This is a genomic window from Streptomyces sp. NPDC050423 (genome assembly GCF_040655445.1).
Classification (GTDB): Bacteria; Actinomycetota; Actinomycetes; order Streptomycetales; family Streptomycetaceae; genus Streptomyces.
In genome coordinates, this window is record NZ_JBFAJY010000023.1 from 1 (window position 1) to 19042 (window position 19042).

Annotated in this window: 15 protein-coding genes and 1 pseudogene; 6 read left to right on the plus strand and 10 right to left on the minus strand. The window is 69.2% G+C overall.

The window, feature by feature from the left end; translation table 11 throughout:
- Positions 1-121: 121 nt before the first annotated feature.
- Positions 122-247: pseudogene (locus tag AB0I52_RS18340) on the plus strand (GNAT family N-acetyltransferase); the annotation flags it as partial.
- A 12-nt stretch (positions 248-259) separates the two neighbouring features.
- Here AB0I52_RS18340 and AB0I52_RS18345 read toward each other — a convergent pair.
- The 8 genes from AB0I52_RS18345 to AB0I52_RS18380 form a co-directional block, all read right to left on the minus strand.
- Positions 260-1831, minus strand: coding sequence for a type IV secretory system conjugative DNA transfer family protein (locus AB0I52_RS18345; RefSeq protein ID WP_363073744.1), 1572 nt, complete (start codon positions 1829-1831; stop codon positions 260-262).
- A gap of 1 nt (position 1832) precedes the next feature.
- Positions 1833-3251 carry an ATP-binding protein gene (locus tag AB0I52_RS18350; protein ID WP_363073746.1) on the minus strand — a complete coding sequence of 473 codons (1419 nt, stop codon included), beginning with the start codon at positions 3249-3251 and terminating at the stop codon, positions 1833-1835.
- Positions 3252-3293: 42 nt separating this feature from the next.
- Positions 3294-4844, minus strand: coding sequence for an SCO6880 family protein (locus AB0I52_RS18355; protein WP_363073748.1), 1551 nt, complete (start codon positions 4842-4844; stop codon positions 3294-3296).
- Positions 4841-6199, minus strand: coding sequence for a hypothetical protein (locus AB0I52_RS18360; protein ID WP_363073749.1), 1359 nt, complete (start codon positions 6197-6199; stop codon positions 4841-4843). Before AB0I52_RS18360 ends, AB0I52_RS18355 begins: the two co-directional genes overlap by 4 nt.
- Positions 6189-7061 carry a hypothetical protein gene (locus tag AB0I52_RS18365; RefSeq protein WP_363073751.1) on the minus strand — a complete coding sequence of 291 codons (873 nt, stop codon included), beginning with the start codon at positions 7059-7061 and terminating at the stop codon, positions 6189-6191. The genes AB0I52_RS18360 and AB0I52_RS18365 overlap by 11 nt, the downstream gene beginning before the upstream one ends.
- Positions 7062-7243: 182 nt before the next feature.
- Positions 7244-7552: a hypothetical protein gene (locus AB0I52_RS18370; RefSeq protein WP_024493027.1), complete on the minus strand. Its 309-nt coding sequence runs from the start codon at positions 7550-7552 to the stop codon at positions 7244-7246.
- Positions 7553-7867: 315 nt separating this feature from the next.
- On the minus strand, positions 7868-8521 hold the full coding sequence (locus tag AB0I52_RS18375; RefSeq protein WP_363073931.1) for a DUF402 domain-containing protein: 654 nt from the start codon (positions 8519-8521) through the stop codon (positions 7868-7870).
- A gap of 135 nt (positions 8522-8656) precedes the next feature.
- Positions 8657-8914 carry a hypothetical protein gene (locus AB0I52_RS18380; RefSeq protein ID WP_363073753.1) on the minus strand — a complete coding sequence of 86 codons (258 nt, stop codon included), beginning with the start codon at positions 8912-8914 and terminating at the stop codon, positions 8657-8659.
- Positions 8915-9193: 279 nt separating this feature from the next.
- Here AB0I52_RS18380 and AB0I52_RS18385 point away from each other — a divergent pair, with 279 nt between their 5' ends.
- A complete protein-coding gene (locus AB0I52_RS18385) occupies positions 9194-12373 on the plus strand; it encodes a glycoside hydrolase family 2 TIM barrel-domain containing protein (RefSeq protein WP_363073755.1) in 3180 nt (1059 codons plus the stop codon).
- A 92-nt stretch (positions 12374-12465) separates the two neighbouring features.
- Here AB0I52_RS18385 and AB0I52_RS18390 read toward each other — a convergent pair whose 3' ends face one another.
- Entirely contained in the window at positions 12466-12990 is a 525-nt protein-coding gene (locus AB0I52_RS18390) for a hypothetical protein (RefSeq protein WP_363073757.1), read from the minus strand.
- Positions 12991-13442: 452 nt separating this feature from the next.
- Here AB0I52_RS18390 and AB0I52_RS18395 point away from each other — a divergent pair, with 452 nt between their 5' ends.
- The gene (locus AB0I52_RS18395; protein WP_363073759.1) at positions 13443-14615 is read left to right on the plus strand and encodes a hypothetical protein; all 1173 of its coding nucleotides are present in this window, start codon (positions 13443-13445) and stop codon (positions 14613-14615) included.
- A 52-nt stretch (positions 14616-14667) separates the two neighbouring features.
- Here the strand turns inward: AB0I52_RS18395 and AB0I52_RS18400 are convergent, their stop codons facing one another.
- Positions 14668-15858, minus strand: a complete 1191-nt coding sequence (locus tag AB0I52_RS18400; RefSeq protein WP_363073761.1) for a low temperature requirement protein A — start codon at positions 15856-15858, stop codon at positions 14668-14670.
- A gap of 357 nt (positions 15859-16215) precedes the next feature.
- On the opposite strand from AB0I52_RS18400, the gene AB0I52_RS18405 reads away from it, so the two are divergent.
- Genes AB0I52_RS18405 through AB0I52_RS18415 form a run of 3 tightly spaced genes read left to right on the plus strand, consistent with a single transcriptional unit; the run spans position 16216 to position 18979 of the window.
- Positions 16216-16617 carry a hypothetical protein gene (locus AB0I52_RS18405; protein WP_363073763.1) on the plus strand — a complete coding sequence of 134 codons (402 nt, stop codon included), beginning with the start codon at positions 16216-16218 and terminating at the stop codon, positions 16615-16617.
- The gene (locus tag AB0I52_RS18410; protein ID WP_363073765.1) at positions 16614-18422 is read left to right on the plus strand and encodes an alpha/beta hydrolase; all 1809 of its coding nucleotides are present in this window, start codon (positions 16614-16616) and stop codon (positions 18420-18422) included. The genes AB0I52_RS18405 and AB0I52_RS18410 overlap by 4 nt, the downstream gene beginning before the upstream one ends.
- Positions 18419-18979 carry a hypothetical protein gene (locus tag AB0I52_RS18415; RefSeq protein ID WP_363073767.1) on the plus strand — a complete coding sequence of 187 codons (561 nt, stop codon included), beginning with the start codon at positions 18419-18421 and terminating at the stop codon, positions 18977-18979. Before AB0I52_RS18410 ends, AB0I52_RS18415 begins: the two co-directional genes overlap by 4 nt.
- Positions 18980-19042 lie beyond the last annotated feature (63 nt).

Here is a 19042-nt window from a genome sequence, read left to right on the forward strand (position 1 = left end):
ACTGCAGGGGGGACCCTGTGGGAGAGTAGGACGCCGCCGAACTCCTTTTATAGTTAAGCCCCGTGCCCTTGTGGCACGGGGCTTTTCTGCGTTCCCGACCAGAAGGACGGGATGCGAGGTGACGTACGAGCAGGGCCTGGAGCGGTCCGACGACTTCTGGCGCGAGCGGGCTGCCGATGCGTCCGAGGCGGGGGACGGCAGGGTGCGGCGGTTCGTCGCCGAGGCGCCGGACGGAAGCTGGGCCGGCGGGGGCAGGTGATCAGGGGACGCTCGGCGTGCGGAGCTGTTGGGTCCAGCGGGCGCGGCCCTGTTCGGGGGAGCGGAGCAGGGCGACGGTGGGCAGGCCCTGGTTCGTGCCGGTCGCCAGCAGTTCGGGAAGCCGGGGCAGGGGTGCCACGGCTGCGACGTCGTCGAGGACGAGTGTCATTGGTGGGTCGAGCCGACCGTCGGATGACCGTGCGGCCATGCGGCGGCCGTGCTCGACCACGTCTGAGGCGAGCGCCGTGAGCAGGGGCATGGCTCCGGGGCCCGACCGTGGGTTCTCGATGGGCTCACCCACCACATAGAGGGTGCCCCCCTCGTCCGCAAAGGAATCCAGCGCGAGCGCATCGGCCCGGTTGGGGGTGCAGGCGTCGCGGATGTGGACCGAGGAGAGCGCGCCGAAGGCCCGAACGGTGAGCTCCTGGGCCATCTCGCGGCGTTCGGGGTGGGCGGTGAGCGCGGACTCCAGGAGTCCGGCGAGTCCGGACGCGGCCTTGGGGTGGGTACGGAGCAGCCGCACCGGTTCGTGGGCGGTGCCGCCCTGTGCCCAGCGGTGGACCTGGCGGAAGGGGCGGCCGTCGATGGCGGCGGCGTGCAGCCAGCACTGGAGGAGCGTTTCGGCGGTGTCGGCCGTGGCCGCGTCGATGCGGGCCTGCGGTCGGACGGGGGCGAGGAGGGCCGCGGCGCGGGCGGCCGCCCGGTCGGGCAGCTCACAGCCGGCGGTGGGTGTCCAGTGGAGCCGGGCCGGGGTGTCGCAGAGGTGGCCGGGATCGTAGATGAGGACCGGTCCCAGCTTGGCGCGGGCGTCCTTGGTCTCGGCCCAGACGCCGGGGTCGGAGGTGACGACGAGCACGGGTCCGTCGGCCTCGCTGATGGCCTGGATGACGGTGGGCCGGCGGGTGGCAGCCGGCCCGTAGACGACGAGGGGGGCGCGGGGAGAGGGCACGGTGAGCGGCGGTGCGGTCGCGAGGAGCTCGGTGGCGGCTTCGGCGGCTGTGGTGGGGGCGTCTGGGGTGTCGGGCGGGGGTGCGGCCTGTGGTGTCGGCTGTGGTTGGGCGAGGGGCAAGGTGAGGGGTTCTGTGGGCTCCTGGGTCGGGGCCTCGTGCACGTACTCCTGTCGCTTCCTCAGGTCGGGCCGCAGCCGGGTGTGTTCCGGCTGGTGGTGCTCCAGTTGCTCCAGCCGTTGGGCGCGCTGCCGGGACCGTACGGCGCGCCAGCGCGCGACCACGCCCATGACGAAGATGCTCAGCACCACCAGCACCATCAGTTCGCCGATGAACAGGCCCCAGAACAGGCCGTAACCGGAGAACTCCCCCGCGGGCGTGGTCGGCCAGGCGGCCGGCAGGTCGTGCGGGGCCTCCACCAGCCGGCGCATGGCCAGCGGGGTCTCCGCGAGGGTGACGCCGTGCGGCCAGGCGCCGTGCGCGAGGAGTCCGGACAGACCGGTGGCCGTCCAGGCCAGCAGGGTCAGCCCGAGCAGGAAGGCCAGCAGGCCGATCAGCAGCCCGTCGGGGATGCCGCCGCTGCCGTTCCCGTTGCCACCGGGCCGTGCCTCGCCGCGCCGTGCCATGTCATGCCACCGTTGACTCGGACGACTCGTTGAGCCGCTGCTGGTTCTCGATCCGGGCCGCGCGTTGTTCCGCCTCCAGTTCGGCGGCGCGTACGTCCTCCGGGAGCAGGTCGACGGGGGAGGACTCGGTCATGGCGCGGTCGGTGAAGACGAGGGGGCGTTCGGCCTCGGTGATCAGGTGTTTGACGACCTGGACATTGCCGTTGACGTCCCAGACGGCGATGCCCGGGGTGAGCGTGGGGATGATCTCGACCGCCCATCGGGGCAGCCCGAGCACCCGGCCGGTCGCTCTGGCCTCGTCGGCCTTCTGGGCGTAGATCGTGCGGGTCGACGCCATCTTGAGGATCGCCGCCGCTTCCCGGGCCGCGGCTCCGTCGACCACGTCGCTGAGGTGGTGGACGACGGCGACGAAGGACAGCCCGAGCCGTCGGCCGAACTTCAGCAGACGCTGGAAGAGCTGGGCCACGAACGGGGAGTTGATGATGTGCCAGGCCTCCTCCACCAGGAAGATGCGTTTCTTCCGGTCGGGCCTGATCCAGGTGTGCTCCAGCCAGACACCGACGATCGCCATCAGGATCGGCATGGCGATGGAGTTGCGGTCGATGTGCGAGAGGTCGAAGACGATCAGAGGGGCGTCCAGGTCGATGTCGGCGGACGTCGGCCCGTCGAACATGCCGCGCAGGTCGCCGTCGACGAGCCGGTCCAGGACGAGGGCGACGTCCAGGCCCCAGGCCCGTACGTCGTCTATGTCGACGTTCATCGCCGCGGCCGACTCGGGTTTCGGGTGGCGGAGCTGGTCGACGATGTCCATCAGGACGGGCTGGCGTTCGTCCTTCGTCTCGTTCACGAAGGCGTGCGCGACCTTGAGCGCGAAGCCGGACCGTTCGTCGAGGCCGTGGCCCATGGCGACTTCGATGATCGTGCGGAGCAGGGCGAGCTGCCCGGTGGTGGTGATCGCGGGGTCGAGCGGGTTGAGCCGGATGCCGCCGTTGAGCGCGGAGGTGGGGTCGAGGCGGATGGGGGTGAGGCCCAGCTCCTGGGCGATGAGGTTCCATTCGCCGACGCCGTCCTCGCCCTGGGCGTCCAGGACGACGACCTGGCGGTCGCGGAAGCGCAGCTGGCGGAGCACGTACGTCTTCTCCAGCGCGGACTTGCCGTTCCCGGATTCGCCGAGCACCAGCCAGTGCGGGGCGGGGAGCTGCTGTCCGTAGAGCTGGAAGGGGTCGTAGATGTAGCCCTTGCCGGAGTACACCTCGCGGCCGATGATCACGCCGGAGTCACCGAGGCCGGGGGCGGCGGTGGGCAGGTAGACCGCCTGGGCCTGTCCGGTCGAGGTGCGGACGGGCAGCCGGGTCGTCTCCACCTTCCCGAAGAGGAAGGCGGTAAAGGCGTCCGACATCGCGGACAGCGGATCTCGCATGGCGTGACCGACCTCCCTCTCGTCTCTCTCGGTCGTGTGCGGCTAGCGGCGGATGCCGGTGGCGAACGGCAGGGTGTTGACGAACGCGCGGTGGTGCTCGCGGTCGCACCACTCCAGCTTCAGGTACGACTTGCCGGCCGAGGCCCGGATCGTCCGCTTGTCACGGGCGAGGGACTCGGGCGAACGCGACGACACGGTGATGTACCCCACCAGGTTCACCCCGGCCGCGCCGCTCGCGAGATCTTCACCCCGCTGGTCGAGCCTGCCGTGGGCGGCGATGTCGCGGGGGTCGACGGTGCGGTTCATCTTGGCCTGCCGGCTGGCCTCGGCCTCGTCGTTGGTCTTCTCGGTGAGCATGCGCTCGATGGCGATCTCGGTGGGTTCGAGGTCCATGCAGACCGCGACCGTACGGATCACATCGGGGGTGTGGACGAGGAGGGGGGCCAGGAAGTTGACGCCGACCGGTGTCATCGGCCACTCCTTCACCCAGGCCGTGGAGTGGCACCAGGGCGCGCGGGTGGACGACTCACGTGTCTTGGCCTGGAGGAACGTCGGCTCGACCGCGTCCAGTTCGGCCGGCCAGGCGTTGCGCTTCGTCATGGCCTGGATGTGGTCGATGGGGTGGTCGGGGTCGTACATCGAGTGGACGAGGGAGGCCAGGCGGCTCTGGCCGAGCGGCTGGCGTACCCGGATGTCGGCCTCGGCGAGGCGGGCGCAGATGTCGGTGAGCTCGCGCGCCATGACGACCGCGAGTCCGGCGTCCCGGTCGAGCTTGCGGCCGCCGTGCGGGCGGGCGGCGCGGGCCATGGCGTTGGCCTCCGCGGCGAGCTCGCGGTCGAACTCCATGCAGGCGACGAGGTAGGCGCGGTGCTGCTCGCTGGAGGTGGAGACCATGGACTGGAGCTGGTCGTAGGACTCCTGGAGCCAGCCCGGGGAGGCCTTGTCGCCGCGCTGGGCGACGTCCTTGGCGTGTGCGTCGGGGTCGGCGGGGAGGGTGCGGGCCAGCATCTGGATGCGGGTCACGAAGCCGTCGCCGTTGGCGACGTGCTTGAGCAGCGTGCCGAACCGGTCGACGAGTGCTTCCTGGTCCTCGCTGTCGCGCAGCCCGACGCCGGGCCCCTCGATCTCGATCGCGGCGGTGACGGTGCGGCGGTCGGCGTGCAGGAGTACGGCGATCTCGTCCGGTCCGAAGGGCGCGGCCAGCCAGTTGATCCGGCCGATGCCGGGGGGTGGCCCGATCTCGACCTCGCGCCCGTCGGCGCTCACGCCCGCTTCCATGGCGCCGGACTTGTACGTGGTGCCGCGGCGCAGGGAGCGCTTGTAGCTGCGGTTGATCTCGAACCACTTGTAGAAGGTCCGGTGCTTGTACGGGACGTAGACGATCGCCAGGGCGAGCAGCGGGAAGCCGGTGAGCAGCACGATCCGCATGGACAGGACCGGGACGAGCAGCCCGCTCATCATGCCGAGGAACGCGCCGCCGATGATCAGGGCGATCTCGCCGGTCTCGCGGTTCTTGCCGACCATCGCGTTGGGTCTGGCCCGGCCGATGAGATACGTACGGCGGGGCGCGATCGGTTGGGACTGCGTGCTCAACGCCCGCCACCTCCTGTGCTGTTGTTACCTGAACCGCCTGATCCGCGGCGTGGGCCGCGGCTGCTGTGGGGGGTGCCGGAGGTGGGACCCGATCCGCTGCGGGGCGGAGGTGCGGCGGAGGGGACAGATCCGCCGCCGACCCCGCTCCCGGAGTTGCGGGAGCTGTGGGCGGCGACTCCGCCGCTGACCGGATTGGCGGGGCGTCCGCCGCCGCTGTTGTTGCCTCCGCCGCCGTCCTGGCCGCCGCCGCGGCTGCTGTGGGTCTTGATGCCCTGGGAGACGAGAGCCGCGGGAGAGCTGATCATCGCGGCGGCCTGGGAGCCGTCGGTGGCCTGCTTGCGGTTGGTGCGGGCGCCCTGGATCTCGTCGCCGAAGCCGGGGACGAAGCGGTAGATCATGCCGGAGGCGAAGATCGCGAGCAGGATGATGGCCAGCCCGGAGACGACGGCGGAGAACGCGTTGGGACCGTCGTCCGATGACAGCGCGCCGGCCAGGCCGAGCACGATGACGATGACCGGTTTCACCATGATCACCGCGATCATGATGCCTGCCCAGCGGCGTACGTGTCCCCACATGTTCTTGTCGACGAGCCCCGCGTACACGGCGGTTCCGAGCAGGGCGCCGACGTAGAGCAGGGCGGCCCGGATCACGAGTTCCAGCCAGAGGATGCCCGCGGCGAGGATCGACACCAGCGAGACGACGATCAGCATGATCGGCCCGCCGCCGATGTCGGAGTCCTTCTTGAGGGCCTCGGCGAACGACCCGAAGAAGACGTCCGTCTGCCCGCCGGAGGACGAGGCGATGACCTCGGTGACGGCGTCGGTCGCGGAGACGATCGTGTACAGGATCAGCGGCGTGAAGGCGGAGGCGAGGACCGTCAGCCACAGGAAGCCGATGGCCTCGGAGATGGCGGTGGTGAGCGGCACGCCGCGGATGGCGCGCTTGGCGACGGCTAGCAGCCACAGGATGAGCGTGAGCACGGTGGAGGCGGCGAAGACGATCGCGTACTGCTGGAGGAACCGGGTGTTCGTGAAGTCGACGTTCGCGGTGCTTTTGACGGCGTCGCTGAGCTTGCCGACGATCCAGGCGGCGGCGTCGGCACAGCCGCGGCCGAGGGAGGTGAGGGGGTCCAGGGCGGGGTCGGTGCTTTTGGGGGCGTTGGACTTACTGGTGCCTGCGCCGCCTTCGCAGTAGTCCTTGGCGGGGCCGACGATGAGTGAGCAGTTTCCATCCCCTGAGGGCGAGGGGGAAGGCGTCGGAGCCGCCGCAACGCGGGTTGCCAGAATCACCAAAGTCGCTTGGACGCTCGCCAGGGCCGCACTCAGCTTGAGCGCTTGCCGTGAATTAGCGGGCATAAGTAAACCCTCCGTACTCCTCGACGGCCTTGGCGATTTCATCGGCGTTGGAGGCCGTACGGTCGGTATTGACCGGTGCAGGGCCGTCCTCCTGGGCGAAGCTGTCGACCTTCCAGTCGTTGTTCTCCCACTGGAGCTTGAGCGTCATGGTGAACCAGTCGTTGCTCACAGGATTGGTGGAGCCGACACCGGCTGTGCCGAAGACTCCTGTGCACCACACCTCAACGGTGGCGGAAGAGTCCGCGAACTGCGTCACCTTGGTTCCGACAGGCGCGGTCCTTGAGATGTACGTCATGCCTTCAGCGGCCTTGCCGCTCTCGTCAAGGCCGACCTTGTCAAGGAAGTCCTTGCTGTAGGCCTGGTTGAACCTAGTTTCAAGTTCGCCGACTCTGCCTGCGACGAAGACTTGGCGTACGATCTGTGTCCGTTGAGCTGGTTTGAGGATGTCTGCGGATACAAGCGCCACGGAATAGTTCGCCGCCGCACTCTGCGCCCCTTGCTGGTCATGCGCGAACCCGGAGGCGATGTCGCCGTTCTTCCCCGCCACCGGCTTCGTCCCCGTAGCCGCGGTAGGCGCTGATCCGGCCTTCTTGCCCCTGCTTCCCGGTGTGCCGTCGCCGTCGTCACCGCCGCCGCCTCCGCCCATGTTCGCGAAGGCGATAGCGGCCAGCAGCAGGACCACCACGCCGATGACCGTGAAGAGGGAGCGGGATTTGCGGGGCGGGCGGCGGAGGCCGTAGCCGTCGCCGCCTTGGCCGTCGGGGAGGCGGGTACGGGTCTGGCGCGTACCGCCGAGGGTGCTGTAGCCGTCGTTCGAACGGCCGGAGTCGTTGCCGTAGCCGTCATCGTCGCCGGGACTCATGCCGCGTACGCCCCCTCAACCGTTGCCTGAACCGCCTCGTGGTACGACGGTAGCCGTGCTGGTTTCCGCGCGGGCGCGGTGTGGTGACTCGACATCAGGGAGACGCAACCTCTGCCGGTGGGCACGACGGACGGATGGTGGGGACGGGGCGGGATCGCCCCCGGACGCGGGCTGACGGCTGGTTAGACGGCCATCCCGTAGACGATGGTGAACAGGGTTCCCAGCGATCCGATGATGAACACACCGGTCAGACCGGCAACGATCAGCCCCTTGCCCTGCTCCGCGCTGAACGTGTCGCGCAGAGCCGTCGCGCCGATCCGCTGTTTCGCCGCTCCCCAGATCGCGATGCCGAGGCAGAGCAGGATGGCGATCGCCATCACCACCTCGATCATTACGCGGGCCTCGTTGCCCAAGGTCCCGAACGGCCCCCAGTTCGGGGCGATTCCGCCGATGATGGTGGTGATGTCGCCCTTTTCCGCTGCCAGGATCATGTAAGTCACCGCCCCTGCTGGGTAGTTCGGTGCCCGTGCCGCTCGGCACGAGTCACCCTCTATCTTCGCTGATGAAACTGCCTTCGTACGACGACTTGGCGGCTCTCTTTGCCCGGATCTCGCACATTTGACCGGTCTGACCGCCCTGACCTGCGGATCGAATCGGTGTGTGAGTGAATTACGTATCGTTACTCTGTGTATCACGGAGGGTGACGCCGGGCAATGATTGCCATCACGCCACCCTGGCCGAGACCTGCATCGAGGCCCGGACCGCAGCCATCGGGGCAGGCGGGGCGAGGTGGGTGCGCGCATCGTTCAGAGGAGCGAGCGGCGGGGGTTCGGGGGGCGAGGTGGTGTCGTCCAGGCCGGCGGTGGCCGGAAATCGCACCAGGAGCCGTCGAAGGGAAACGTTCCGGCCTCGGCGAGCCGTGCCACCGTGTCGCCCTCGGTCCGGATGGCGGCGGCTTCTTCGGCGGTCCAGTACGCGGGGTGGCCGGTCTTCTCGGCGAAGGACTGCTCGTCCTTCCACCGCCAGGTGCGGTCCGGCGCCACGTTGAGGTCGAGTTCGTGGTCGGCGATGTCGATGTCGTCACCGTGGTGGACCCGACGTTCCAGATTGACGTACCAGCCGCGGAACTTCTGTCTGCGCCCGAAGAGCCACAGGACGGAGTGGGCCGCGGCGGTCGGCTGGTAGAAGAGGGCGTTGCCCATCGGCCACCGGTCGGCGACCACGGGGTAGCCCTCGGCGGGGCGGTCGTGCGGGGCGATGTCCCGCAGGTGTGTGGCGCCGCGTGGGAGGACGGTCCGCCACATCGGTGTGCCGGTCTCCATCCACACCAGTTGACCCGCGGTCGTACGTTCGACGAGGCGCACGGGTACGGAGGCGCTCAGGTGGCCGCCTATGAAGAAGTTCCAGTGCAGGATCTGCCCCGGCTTGTCGCTCGCGTCCTCGCCCGTGCCCGCGTTCATGCAGATGATCATGCCCGCGGCGGGACGTCGGGACACGTGGCCGGGGGTATCTGTCGACATCCGGCCACGGTTCGTCCCCGGCCGTAGCTCACCGCCGCCGTACCTCTGGCTCGGCCGGTCCGGCGGCCGGTGCCGTCACCCGTACTGGACGGCTGTTCCGTACGCCTGGTGGAGCACGGTGGTCTCGACCGTCGGACCAGCCGTGAAGTGCGTTTTTGTGCACGTGTCCGAGACCGTGGTGACGCGCACCGTCATCACCGTGCCCGCGTGTCCGCCCGGTGGCTCGCGGCAGTTGTCCGGAGTCCGGAGTCCGGAGTCCGGAGTCCGGAGTCCGGACATCGCGTGGCTGAGGGAGTCGGCTTGGGCGCCCCGGATCATCCAGTTGTGGGACACCTCGCGTCCGGGCGGCAGCGTCTCGGTGGCGGTATGTGAACCGCGCGGTTCTGATGCGCCATCGGGTCGGTGTGGCGGCTGCCGCAGGGGCAGCGGAAGCGGGCCATCGCATGCTTCCGGCCACCTTCGGCGGTACCGCGTCGCTCTTTGCTGTGGTCAGGCCTCTGATGCCGGGATGGCCTCGGCCGCTCCGTGCGGCGATCCCGCGCGGAGTCTTGCGTGTTGAGCGATTCCGTCTGATGGTGATGGTTCTTGTTGTCTTCCGTTCGGAGTCGCTTCATGAGCGCATACCGTCCGAGCCGTCGTTCCGTCCTTTCGACCGGTGCGGCCCTCGCGGGCTGGGCCGTCTTCTCAGCGCAGAGACAGGCCTTCGCCGCGGACGGTCCCGGCCCCGAGTGGGACGCGGAGCCGAGAGTGTTCCAGGTCGGCAGAGAGGCGGCGCGGTCCAGGCTCGTGCCGTACGCGAGCGGCTCCGAGGCGCTGCGCGGAGACATGGAGAAGTCGCCCTACTTCCGCTCCCTGAACGGAACCTGGCGCTTCAAGTGGTCCAGGAACCCCGACGCCAGGCCGGCCGGCTTCGAGGCGCCCGACTACGACGACGACGGCTGGGACCGGATCCCCGTACCGTCGAACTGGGAGATCGAGGGCTACCCGGAACCGATCTATCTCAACATCCGCTACCCGTGGATCGGCTACGAGACCCCCGAGCCGCCCGCGGTTCCGCACGACTTCAACCCGGTCGGCTCCTACCGCCGCACCTTCACCGTGCCGCGCGACTGGTCGGGCCGGCGCACCTTGATCTCCTTCCAGGGCGTGAAGTCGGCGTTCTTCCTCTGGGTCAACGGCGAGCGGGTCGGCTACAGCGAGGACAGCTACACGCCCGCCGAGTTCGACATCACCGGCCATGTACGGCCGGGCGACAACACCCTGGCCGTCGAGGTCTACCGGTGGTCCGACGGCAGTTGGCTGGAGGACCAGGACATGATCGACCTGTCCGGGATCTTCCGGGACGTCTACCTGTACGCGGTCGCGCCGGTCCATGTGCAGGACCTGTTCGTGCGGACCGCGCTGGACGACGCGTACCGCGACGCGGTCCTCACGGTCACCGCGACGGTACGCAACCGGGGCGACGCCGACGCGGGCGGCCACCGGATCGAGGCGGTGCTGTACGACGGCCGGGGGCGACGGGTCGGCGCTCCCCTCACCGGGGACGTCGACCCGAAGGGTTCGGGGCAGGGCGAGGGGGACGTGGAGGTGACGCTGAAGGCGGACGTCGCCGCGCCCGCGCTGTGGTCGGCCGAGGACCCGAACCTCTACACCGTGGTCGTCACGCTCACCGATGGCTCGGGGCGGACGGTCGACGTCCAGCGGACCCGCACCGGCTTCCGCGAGGTCGAGTACGGGCCCGGGAAGTTCACCGTGAACGGCAAGCCCGTCATGTTCCGCGGCACCAACCGGCACGAGTCCGACCCCGACCACGGCCAGGCGATCCGCGAGCCCCGGATGCTCCAGGACATCCGGCTGATGAAGCAGCACAACATCAACGCCGTGCGCACCTCGCACTACCCCAACAGCCCGCGCTGGCTCGAGCTGTGCGACGAGTACGGCCTGTACGTCGTCGACGAGACGAACCTGGAGACGCACGGTGTGCGCGACACCGTGCCTGCCTCCCTGCCGGAGTGGACCGACGCCTGTGTCGACCGGCTCCGCTCCATGGTCGAGCGCGACAAGAACCACCCGAGCGTCGTGGTCTGGTCGCTCGGCAACGAGGCCGGCGGGGGCTCCAACTTCCGGGCGATGGCCGACTGGGTGCACGCCCGGGACGCCTCCAGGCCCGTGCACTACGAGGGCATGAACGAGGTCGCCGACCTGCACAGCGAGATGTACACCAAGCCGGCGGACGTGGAGGCGTACGGCAGGTCGGGCAAGGAGACGCCCTTCATGCTCTGCGAGTACGCGCACGCCATGGGCAACAGCAGCGGCAACCTCAAGGAGTACTGGGACATCTTCGACCGCTACCCGAACCTGCACGGTGCGTTCGTGTGGGACTGGGTGGACCAGGCGATCCGGCTCCCGGTGCCGGGCGACGCGAAGCACACCTATCTGTCGTACGGCGGGGACTGGCACGACGGATACCCCACCGACGCCAACTTCTGCTGCAACGGCCTGGTCGCGGCCGACCGTACGCCGCACCCCGGCCTGCTGGAGCTCAAGAAGGTCTACCAGCCGGTCGCCGTCGATGCCGCGGATCTCGCGGCCGGGACGGTCAGGGTGCGGAACAAGCACCTGTTCAGCGGCCTGGACGCGTACGAGCTGCGCTGGGAGGTGACCTGCGACGGCCGCAGCGTGCAGCACGGCAGGCTCGCGGCACCGAAGGTGGCCCCGGGCGGCGAGGGGACCGTGCGCATCCCCTGCCGGAAGCCGCAGAGGCCCGAGCCGGGTGCCGAGTACTGGCTGAACGTCTCCTTCGTACTGAAGGCAGCGGCCAGTTGGGCGGATGCCGGGCACACCGTGGCCGCCGAACAGCTCGGTCTCGACTGGCACACCCCGGCCCCCGCCGACCCGGCCCCCGGCACGCTGCCCGCCCTCGACCTCGACGAGACCGACGCGCGGGTGCGGATCAGCGGGCGCGACATGGACGTGGTCCTGGACAAGTCCACCGGAACGCTGGCGTCGTACCGGGTGAAGGGGCGGCTGCTGCTGGCCGGCGGCCCGGTGCCGAACTTCTGGCGCGGGCCCACCGACAATGACATCGGCCGCGGTGCCCAGAACTCCCTGCGGACCTGGCGGGACGCCGGCACCGACCGCGAGGTCACCTCCGTCACGACCGGCCGGCCCTCGCCCGGAGTGGTCACCGTCGAGGTGGAGTGCACCCTGCCCACCGCCCCCACGCCCTCCACCTGGACCACGGTGTTCACCGTGCGCGGGGACGGCGAGATCCGGGTCCGGCACACCCTGGAGGCTGCCGACGGGCTGCCCGACCTGCCCATGGTGGGCGCGCTGCTGACGCTCCCGAAGGGCTTCGAGCAGATCGACTGGTACGGGCGTGGCCCGCAGGAGAACTACTGGGACCGGCACACCGGAGCGTTCGTGGGCCGCTACCGCTCCACGGTCGACCAGCAGGTCGCGCCGTACGTCCGGCCCGAGCAGACCGGCAACATGACCGACGTGCGCCATCTGTCGGTCACGGACCGGTCGGGGACCGGACTCCTGGTGCGGGCCGATCCGGACGAGGGCGGACCCCTGCTGGAGACGAGCGTCCTGCACCACTCGCCGTTCGACCTGGACGGGCCCAGGCACCCCCACGAGGTGAAGCGGCGCGACGAGACGATCATGGGCGTCAACCACCGGCAGATGGGGGTCGGCGGCAACGACTCCTGGGGAGCCCCGCCGCTCGCGGAGTACCTGCTGCACGCGGGGCGCACCTATACGTACGCCTACCGGCTGCGGTCCGCGTAACCGGGCCGGGGCCCGAACTCCCGTCAGGAACGCCGTGTCCCGCCCTCCCCGGCACCGGGGAGGGCGGGACACGTACAGCGCCGGGACAGGACTCAGGCGATTGCTCCGCCCGTCCCCGTCGCTCCGCCGATGTAGTCGGTCATGGCCTTCCCGTCGTACACCGTGATGTCCACATAGGCGCCTTCGGGAATGTCGAAGTCCCAGAAGCCGTAGTCGACTACGGCCGACGTGCCCGGAGCCGAGTGCGTGCCGAGGTTGTGCGTACTGCCCTTGTACGAGTACTGGACGTGTACGTAGAACGTGTCGCCGTCATTCTTGGTGTCGTAGACGTAGAGCTTCTCGTCGTACGGATGGAACTCCACCTTGCCGATGAACGAACCGCCGGCGGAGAGCTCCATCTTGACGGCGTAACCTCCGGGGTCGCGCTGGAAGTACGTACCGTCGAACGGGTCGCTGAGCGTGCCGCCGCTGCACGGGCAGCTGCCCGTGTCGCGGTAGTACGTCTTGACCGTCGGGTTCGGGCTGTAGGCCTGGGCCGGTGCGGCCGTGCCGGCCAACGCCCCGGCCACCAGAGCCGTTCCGGCGAGCAGCCCCGCAATGCGTTGTTTGATCCTCATCCCGTTTCTTTCCCCGTTCGGACAGGTGCCGTTCGGCACCTGTCGGTCAACCCCTGTCACTGTGGCAGACGGGGAAGTGGCGGGGTAGCCCACGAATGGGTATAAGAATGAACCGAGTTGAGGAAGAGGAACTTCCGGGTCGGGATATTCCGTAAGGATGTGCGATTCAATATCAATATCAGTACCAGTACCAGTATCGGCATTGGTATCGGTATCGGTACTGGGAAGGATTCGGGGACGTCGTTCTCCTGGCCGGCTCTCTGCCGGGTATATCGCGGCTGGTGACCACGGCATCCACGGGCGCCGCGCAACCGGAACCCCGCCGGCACGGCCGGTGGCTGTCCGCCCGGCCGTTGACCGCCCTCGCGTCTCACTAAGGTTGTCAGGTGCGGAATTTCGTCCGGGTGCGACATTGCCCGTGACCTCGACGGCCGAACCGCGTTAGGAGAGATGTGCCCAAGACTGTCATCTCGCAAGAGACCGCCGCCTCGCCGCCCGTGAAGCCCGTCCCCCCGCCCTTCCTGCTGACCACACGGCAAGGGGAGGCGGCACGCGCGCTCCTCTCGTACGTGGTCGAACTGCCGCTCGCGTCCGTCGACGCCCAGTTCCTCGCCGTCGTCGTGGCCATCCGGGCCGCGCGGGGCGGCGTGGGCAATGTCACCGGCACCGACGTGCGCTCGTTGAAGCTGGAGGACCCACGCCGGGCCGTGGCCGATCTGGAGGCCGTCGGATGGCAGGTGCCCGGTCCGCTGGTCGACGGGGACCAGGACGTCCCGGTGGGGATCAGGGTGCCGGACATGAGCAGCGAGACGGACCACCCGCTGCCCCTGGGCAAGGGAACGCGGTCGCGGGTGTCGGGATGGGCCATGCGCGCGCGGATCGCGAAACCCGTCAAGAAGACGTCGCCGGCCACCCGGCTGGCCGCCCTGTTCCTGGCGGCCCACAGCACCTCCGAGCTCCACGGGCAGATCCCCGCCCAGCTGCCGGAGGCCTGCCGCGCCGCCGTGCCCGAACTCGCCGCCAAGGGCTTCCTCGCCGACCTCTCAGGCGACGCGTACCGGCTCGACCCGGTGGTGCGCCACCTCGCGGGCATGTTCCGCACCCCCGCCGAGATCGCGGAGGAGGCGCGCGCCGAGGCGAACCGGACGCCTGCCGCCCCCGAACCGGAGCCGATCGGCCCGGCCGAGTGGGCCGCGTGGAAGTCCGGCGTCAGTCCCGCTCTGCGGCGGCACGTCGAGGCGGTCGAACACTGCGCGCTGTGCCGGTTCTCCACCGGACGCGTCGCGAAGGCGTTCATGTACCCCCCCGCCGACGTCCCCGCCCCCCGGTCCGTGTTCACCGCCTACGACGTCTGGCAGGACGGGCATCCCGACCGCGGTCCGCAGGCCGCGGGCTTCGCCGCGGCCTTCCGCGCCGAACACGGTCACGGCCCCTCCTACGGCCAGCTGTGCAAGGGCCTGGGCTGGAAGCTGCCGCGGTCGCTGCGCGGCTTCGTCGTGCACCGGATCGTCGCCGAGGACTGGCTGACCGACACCTCACCGGTGCCGTGGACCCTGCGTCCGGGGAGGGTCGCCCAGGCCCATGGCATCGTCGTGCCGGGGCAGGCGGCCCGCAGCACCCGCTGACCGCGCCGCGAGGCTGTTCAGCGATCGAGCGGGGGCAGGGCGGCCAGGCAGGTCAGGCCGGTCTCGTCTTCGTGGCGCCGCGTGCGGAGAGGGCCAGCTTCGCGGCGATGAGGAGCGCGGCGAGGATGCCCGTGACGAGGACGGACGAGGGCGTGAACGTTGCGGCGAGAACGGCGGCGACCGCGACCGGATGCACGAGGTCGGCGGCCTCGCGCCGCACCGGGGTGGGGTGGTGCAGCAGCCACACGAGGGTGACGAAGACCGCGACCGGAACGGTGTAGGCCGCTGCCGCCGCGTGGTCGGAGAGGTGACCGTGCCCCGCGGTGTGGGTCACGTTGAGTGCGAGGCCGGCACCGACGGCAGCCGCGGAGGCGAAGACGAAGTAGTGCCCGTAGCCCCAGAGGAGAGCGATGCGGAGGGTGGTGAGCCGTCGGGGCGCACTCTGCGCGAAGTACAGCCACCACAGGGCGAAGACGGTCAGGATCCCCCCGACGAGGAGCGCCGCGAGGTCACCGAGAGCCGCGTGGGTGTCGAGGGAGGTGCGCACGGCGCCGGTGGCGGCGGTGATCGATTCACCGAGCACGATCAGCGTGAACAGGCCGTACCGCTCCGCGATGTGATGCGGGTGCCAGGTGGTGACGGCCGCTCGCTCGGCCCATACCGGGACGGCGATCTCGGCGACCACGAGGACCGCGAACGTCGCGAGTCCGCTTCCTTCGGGCAGGGCGAGTCGGGCGACCCAGCCGACCTGCACCACGAGGATCCCCACGGCGTAGCGCAGACAGCTGCGGCGCCGTTCGGGATCGGCACGGGCGGCGCGCAGCCACTGGGCGACCATGGCTAGCCGCATGATGACGTAGCCCCAGGTGATGACCGTGAAGTCCTCGTGCTGAACCGCCTCGGTCGCGCCGGCGGCCAGGACGAGCGCGCCGGTGATGTGTACGAGGGTGAGCAGCCGGTAGGGCACGTCGTCGGTGTCGTACGCGGAGGCGAACCAGGTGAAGTTCATCCAGGCCCACCAGATCGCGAAGAACACCATCGCGTACCCGAGCACCCCGTGGCCGATGCGCCCCTCGGCGAGTTCGTGCTCGAACGCCGTCGCCGCTTGTGCCACGGCGGTGACGAAGCAGAGGTCGAAGAAGAGTTCCAGCATGGTCGCGGTGCGGTGCTGCTCGTCGGCCGGGCGGGCGACCATCGGCCGGTGCCACGCGGACCCGTTGCGGGCGGGCTGTGAATGGCTCATGGGCCCGCATTCTTCCCGCCGGGCGGGCCGGGGCGCGGTTGATCGCGCCGGGTGGCGAAGGCCGCCGGACCGTGTGACCGGCCGGAGCTCCTCTCCCGTTGGAACGTGCGACTGGGCTGGGTCGGCACGGACTTCCGGGACCCGACCGCGCGGCGGCGGCACTGCACCGGTTCGCCGCGGCGGACCCGGGGGGCGGACGCCGCGGTGCCCCGGTCCACCGTTCGGGTGATCCATGGGCGGTGGCGCTCCGTTGGGGGGCCAGGGGAACAGCGGGACTGGCCGCCCCCGGACGCAGGGTGTGCGGCGTGTCGCGGTTGCCCGGTTTGGCACAGTGCCGCTCCAAGATCAAGGAGCGGGGTGAGCGGTGTGGCCGTTGTGGGGCAGCCCGGGGGGCGGCAGAGGCTGAGCGACCTGGGGGTCGGCGGGGGCGGCGGCGGGGACGAGCTGAGGCACAGCGACGGGGTGTGGGTGCGGGCTGCGGGTGGCGCGGAGGGGATGGCCGTGCACCTCGGGCCGGTGAGGACGGAGCTGGAGGTGGCGCACGAGGGTCTGCTCGCCGGTACGGCGGGGCTGAGCGCGCTTGCGGAGCTGGGGACGGTACGGGAGTCGTGGGAGCGGCGCTTCGAGTCCGCGCGCCGGGAGTGCGGGTCCCTGGCCGGGAGCCTGCGGACCGTCGCACGGGCCCAGGGCGAGACGAACGAGACCGTGAGGTCGTCCTTCTCCGCCGTGGCGAGTCGCACGCACGGGGACGAGCGTTGACGCCGCAGGCCGCCCCGCTGACCTGGGGCCAGTTACGGGACCTGAAGTGCGCCGAGCTGGAGGGCGCGGCCGACGGATGGGGAAAGGCGAGCAACCGCGCCGACGCCGGACGGGACCGGATCGAGAAGCAACTGCTGAACGGCTTGCGCGAGACCCAGCAGGGCGCGGCGGCGGACGCTGCGGTGGGCAGGCTGCGGCAGCTGGGCCGGAACCTGCAGTACGTGTACACGGAATGCGGCTTGGTCCGTACGGCCCTGAACAGCCTCGCCCACGAGATGAGGGCTCAGCAACGGGTGTTGCGGGACGCGTTGGACGAAGCGGAGGCGCTGAGGTTCACCGTGCACGCGGACGGCTCGGTGACCTACCCGGCGGCCGGGGAGGGCCTGATCGACGGGAAGCCGTTGGCGGGCGGCACGGCGTCGGTGGGGGCGGCGCCGGGACTGCTGCCGCCGTCGGGGCTGGTGGCCCCGAACCCGAACGCGGCCAAGGCGCAGGACATCGCGGACCGGGTGACGAAGGCCGTGCGGACAGCGGCCGAGATCGACTGGCGGTTCGCCGGAATCCTGCGAGAGCTGAAGGCCGAGGAGGGCCTGAAGGTCCCGGACCGGACGTGGACGGACGCGGCGCGCGACGCCGCATCGGTACGGGACGCGGCGCGCGGCTACCTGAAGGCGGGCATCCCGCTCGATGCGAGTCCGGCGGCGCGCCGGGCGTGGTGGGCGGGCCTGACGGACGAACAGCGCGAGGAGTACCTCGCGGTGTACCCGGACCAGATCGGCAACCTGGACGGCATCCCGGCCCTGGTCCGGGACGCGGCGAACCGCGACAACCTCCAACTGCTGATCGGCAAGCTGGAGGGGCGGGGCGATGAGGGGGCGGAGACGCAGTTGGCGGGGCTGCGGGAGATTGACCGGCAACTTCGGGCAGGCCATAGGCCTGGGGAGCCGCCCATGTACTTGCTTGGCATCGGAGATGAAGGGAATGGTCGCGCGATTGTTTCGTTCGGCAATCCAGATGCGGCTAGGAATGTTGCTACGTACGTTCCAGGGTTGAATACTTCCCTTGATAAAGAGTTTGCGGATAGCGACCTAAAGCGGGCGCGTGATACGGCGATTGGCGCTCGATATTACGATTCATCGAGTGCGGCAATTGTGTGGCTTGGATACGACGCGCCGCAGTCACCAGATGGGGTTAACAGTCTCGATGTGATGGGTGATGAGCGGGCCGAAAGAGGTGGAGTCTCTTTCAATCGCTTCATGGCTGGCGTTTCTGTCACGAATGAGAACGAGGATCCTCACATGACGGCGATCGGTCACTCGTACGGTTCGCGAACGGTTGGAGCAGCGACGCAGCATGGGGGTGGTATTCCAGGAGTGGATGACATTGTTCTGGTCGGAAGCCCAGGGGTGGGTGTTGACCGTGCTGAGGACCTTGGAGTGGGCAAGGACCACGTATTCGTCGGGGCAGCAGAGAACGACATCGTGACCAAACTTCCATCGAAGCAGCAGGCCGCCATCGGCGCCGTCGGCTGGGCTACTGCCGGCCCTCTTGGTGCGCACCTTCTCGGAGAGGTGGCGGATCAGGGAGATGATGATCTTTGGTTCGGTAAAGACCCAGCAAGTAGAGCTTTCGGTGCTCGACGTTTCCAAGTAGACGACGGGCCCAAGTTGGTAAGTGCCGAAGGCTTTTCGATTGATGCGCACTCTCGCTATTTCGATCCAAATAGAGATGCTGTGTCCGCGAACAACATCGCCCTTGTGGCAGCTGGGCGGCCGGGCAAGTTGAAGACTGAGGAGTATCGATGATGCGTGGTATCGCCAGTGTGGTTATTGGGCTGTCCTCGTGTGCGTTGATCTCTTCGTGTGTCAGCGATGTTGGGAAATTGGATGGTGGTGAAAGGGTGGGCATGGATATGCAGGAAGCTGCTGAGCGTGCTGACGGGCTACTTGATGACGTTCTGGCAGAGATTCGCCCAGAAGTCCATTGGACGCATGGTCCGACCACCACTGGGAGTTGCGACGTGACCCGCAGAAGGGTGATCATGACCACTATCTCCGCTGAGCGTCGCGGAAGCTTCTTGGGCCTGGTTGATCGGTTCTGGAGAAAGAGTGACTACAAGATCAAGGCCGTCAATAATGATGTTGATGTGCCAGCAATCTTTGCGCAAACGAGGGATGGCTTCGGGGTTAGCCTGATCGTTGGGGGCAAGGGGCAGGCCTTTTTCGAGGTCGACAGTCCGTGTGTCCGAGAGTCAGAGGTTGCTGAGCCCATGGCTGAGCCGAACGGACCGAGCTACGCGGATGCTGAAGTCATTCCCCGCCCCAACGTCCACTCCGACTTCTGGTCCGCCGGAGCGTCCTGATGGGCCATCAGTGACCCCAATGACTCGTACACACCGTCGAAACCGCCCATGAACCCGTCCCCG

Bases quoted from the DNA above. Each gene is read 5' to 3' on its own strand.
- AB0I52_RS18345 (WP_363073744.1), bottom strand. From the start codon at position 1,831: ATGGCACGGCGCGGCGAGGCACGGCCCGGTGGCAACGGGAACGGCAGC.
- AB0I52_RS18350 (WP_363073746.1), bottom strand. From the start codon at position 3,251: ATGCGAGATCCGCTGTCCGCGATGTCGGACGCCTTTACCGCCTTCCTC.
- AB0I52_RS18360 (WP_363073749.1), bottom strand. From the start codon at position 6,199: ATGCCCGCTAATTCACGGCAAGCGCTCAAGCTGAGTGCGGCCCTGGCG.
- AB0I52_RS18365 (WP_363073751.1), bottom strand. From the start codon at position 7,061: ATGAGTCCCGGCGACGATGACGGCTACGGCAACGACTCCGGCCGTTCG.
- AB0I52_RS18370 (WP_024493027.1), bottom strand. From the start codon at position 7,552: ATGATCCTGGCAGCGGAAAAGGGCGACATCACCACCATCATCGGCGGA.
- AB0I52_RS18375 (WP_363073931.1), bottom strand. From the start codon at position 8,521: ATGAACGCGGGCACGGGCGAGGACGCGAGCGACAAGCCGGGGCAGATC.
- AB0I52_RS18385 (WP_363073755.1), top strand. From the start codon at position 9,194: ATGAGCGCATACCGTCCGAGCCGTCGTTCCGTCCTTTCGACCGGTGCG.
- AB0I52_RS18390 (WP_363073757.1), bottom strand. From the start codon at position 12,990: ATGAGGATCAAACAACGCATTGCGGGGCTGCTCGCCGGAACGGCTCTG.
- AB0I52_RS18400 (WP_363073761.1), bottom strand. From the start codon at position 15,858: ATGAGCCATTCACAGCCCGCCCGCAACGGGTCCGCGTGGCACCGGCCG.
- AB0I52_RS18415 (WP_363073767.1), top strand. From the start codon at position 18,419: ATGATGCGTGGTATCGCCAGTGTGGTTATTGGGCTGTCCTCGTGTGCG.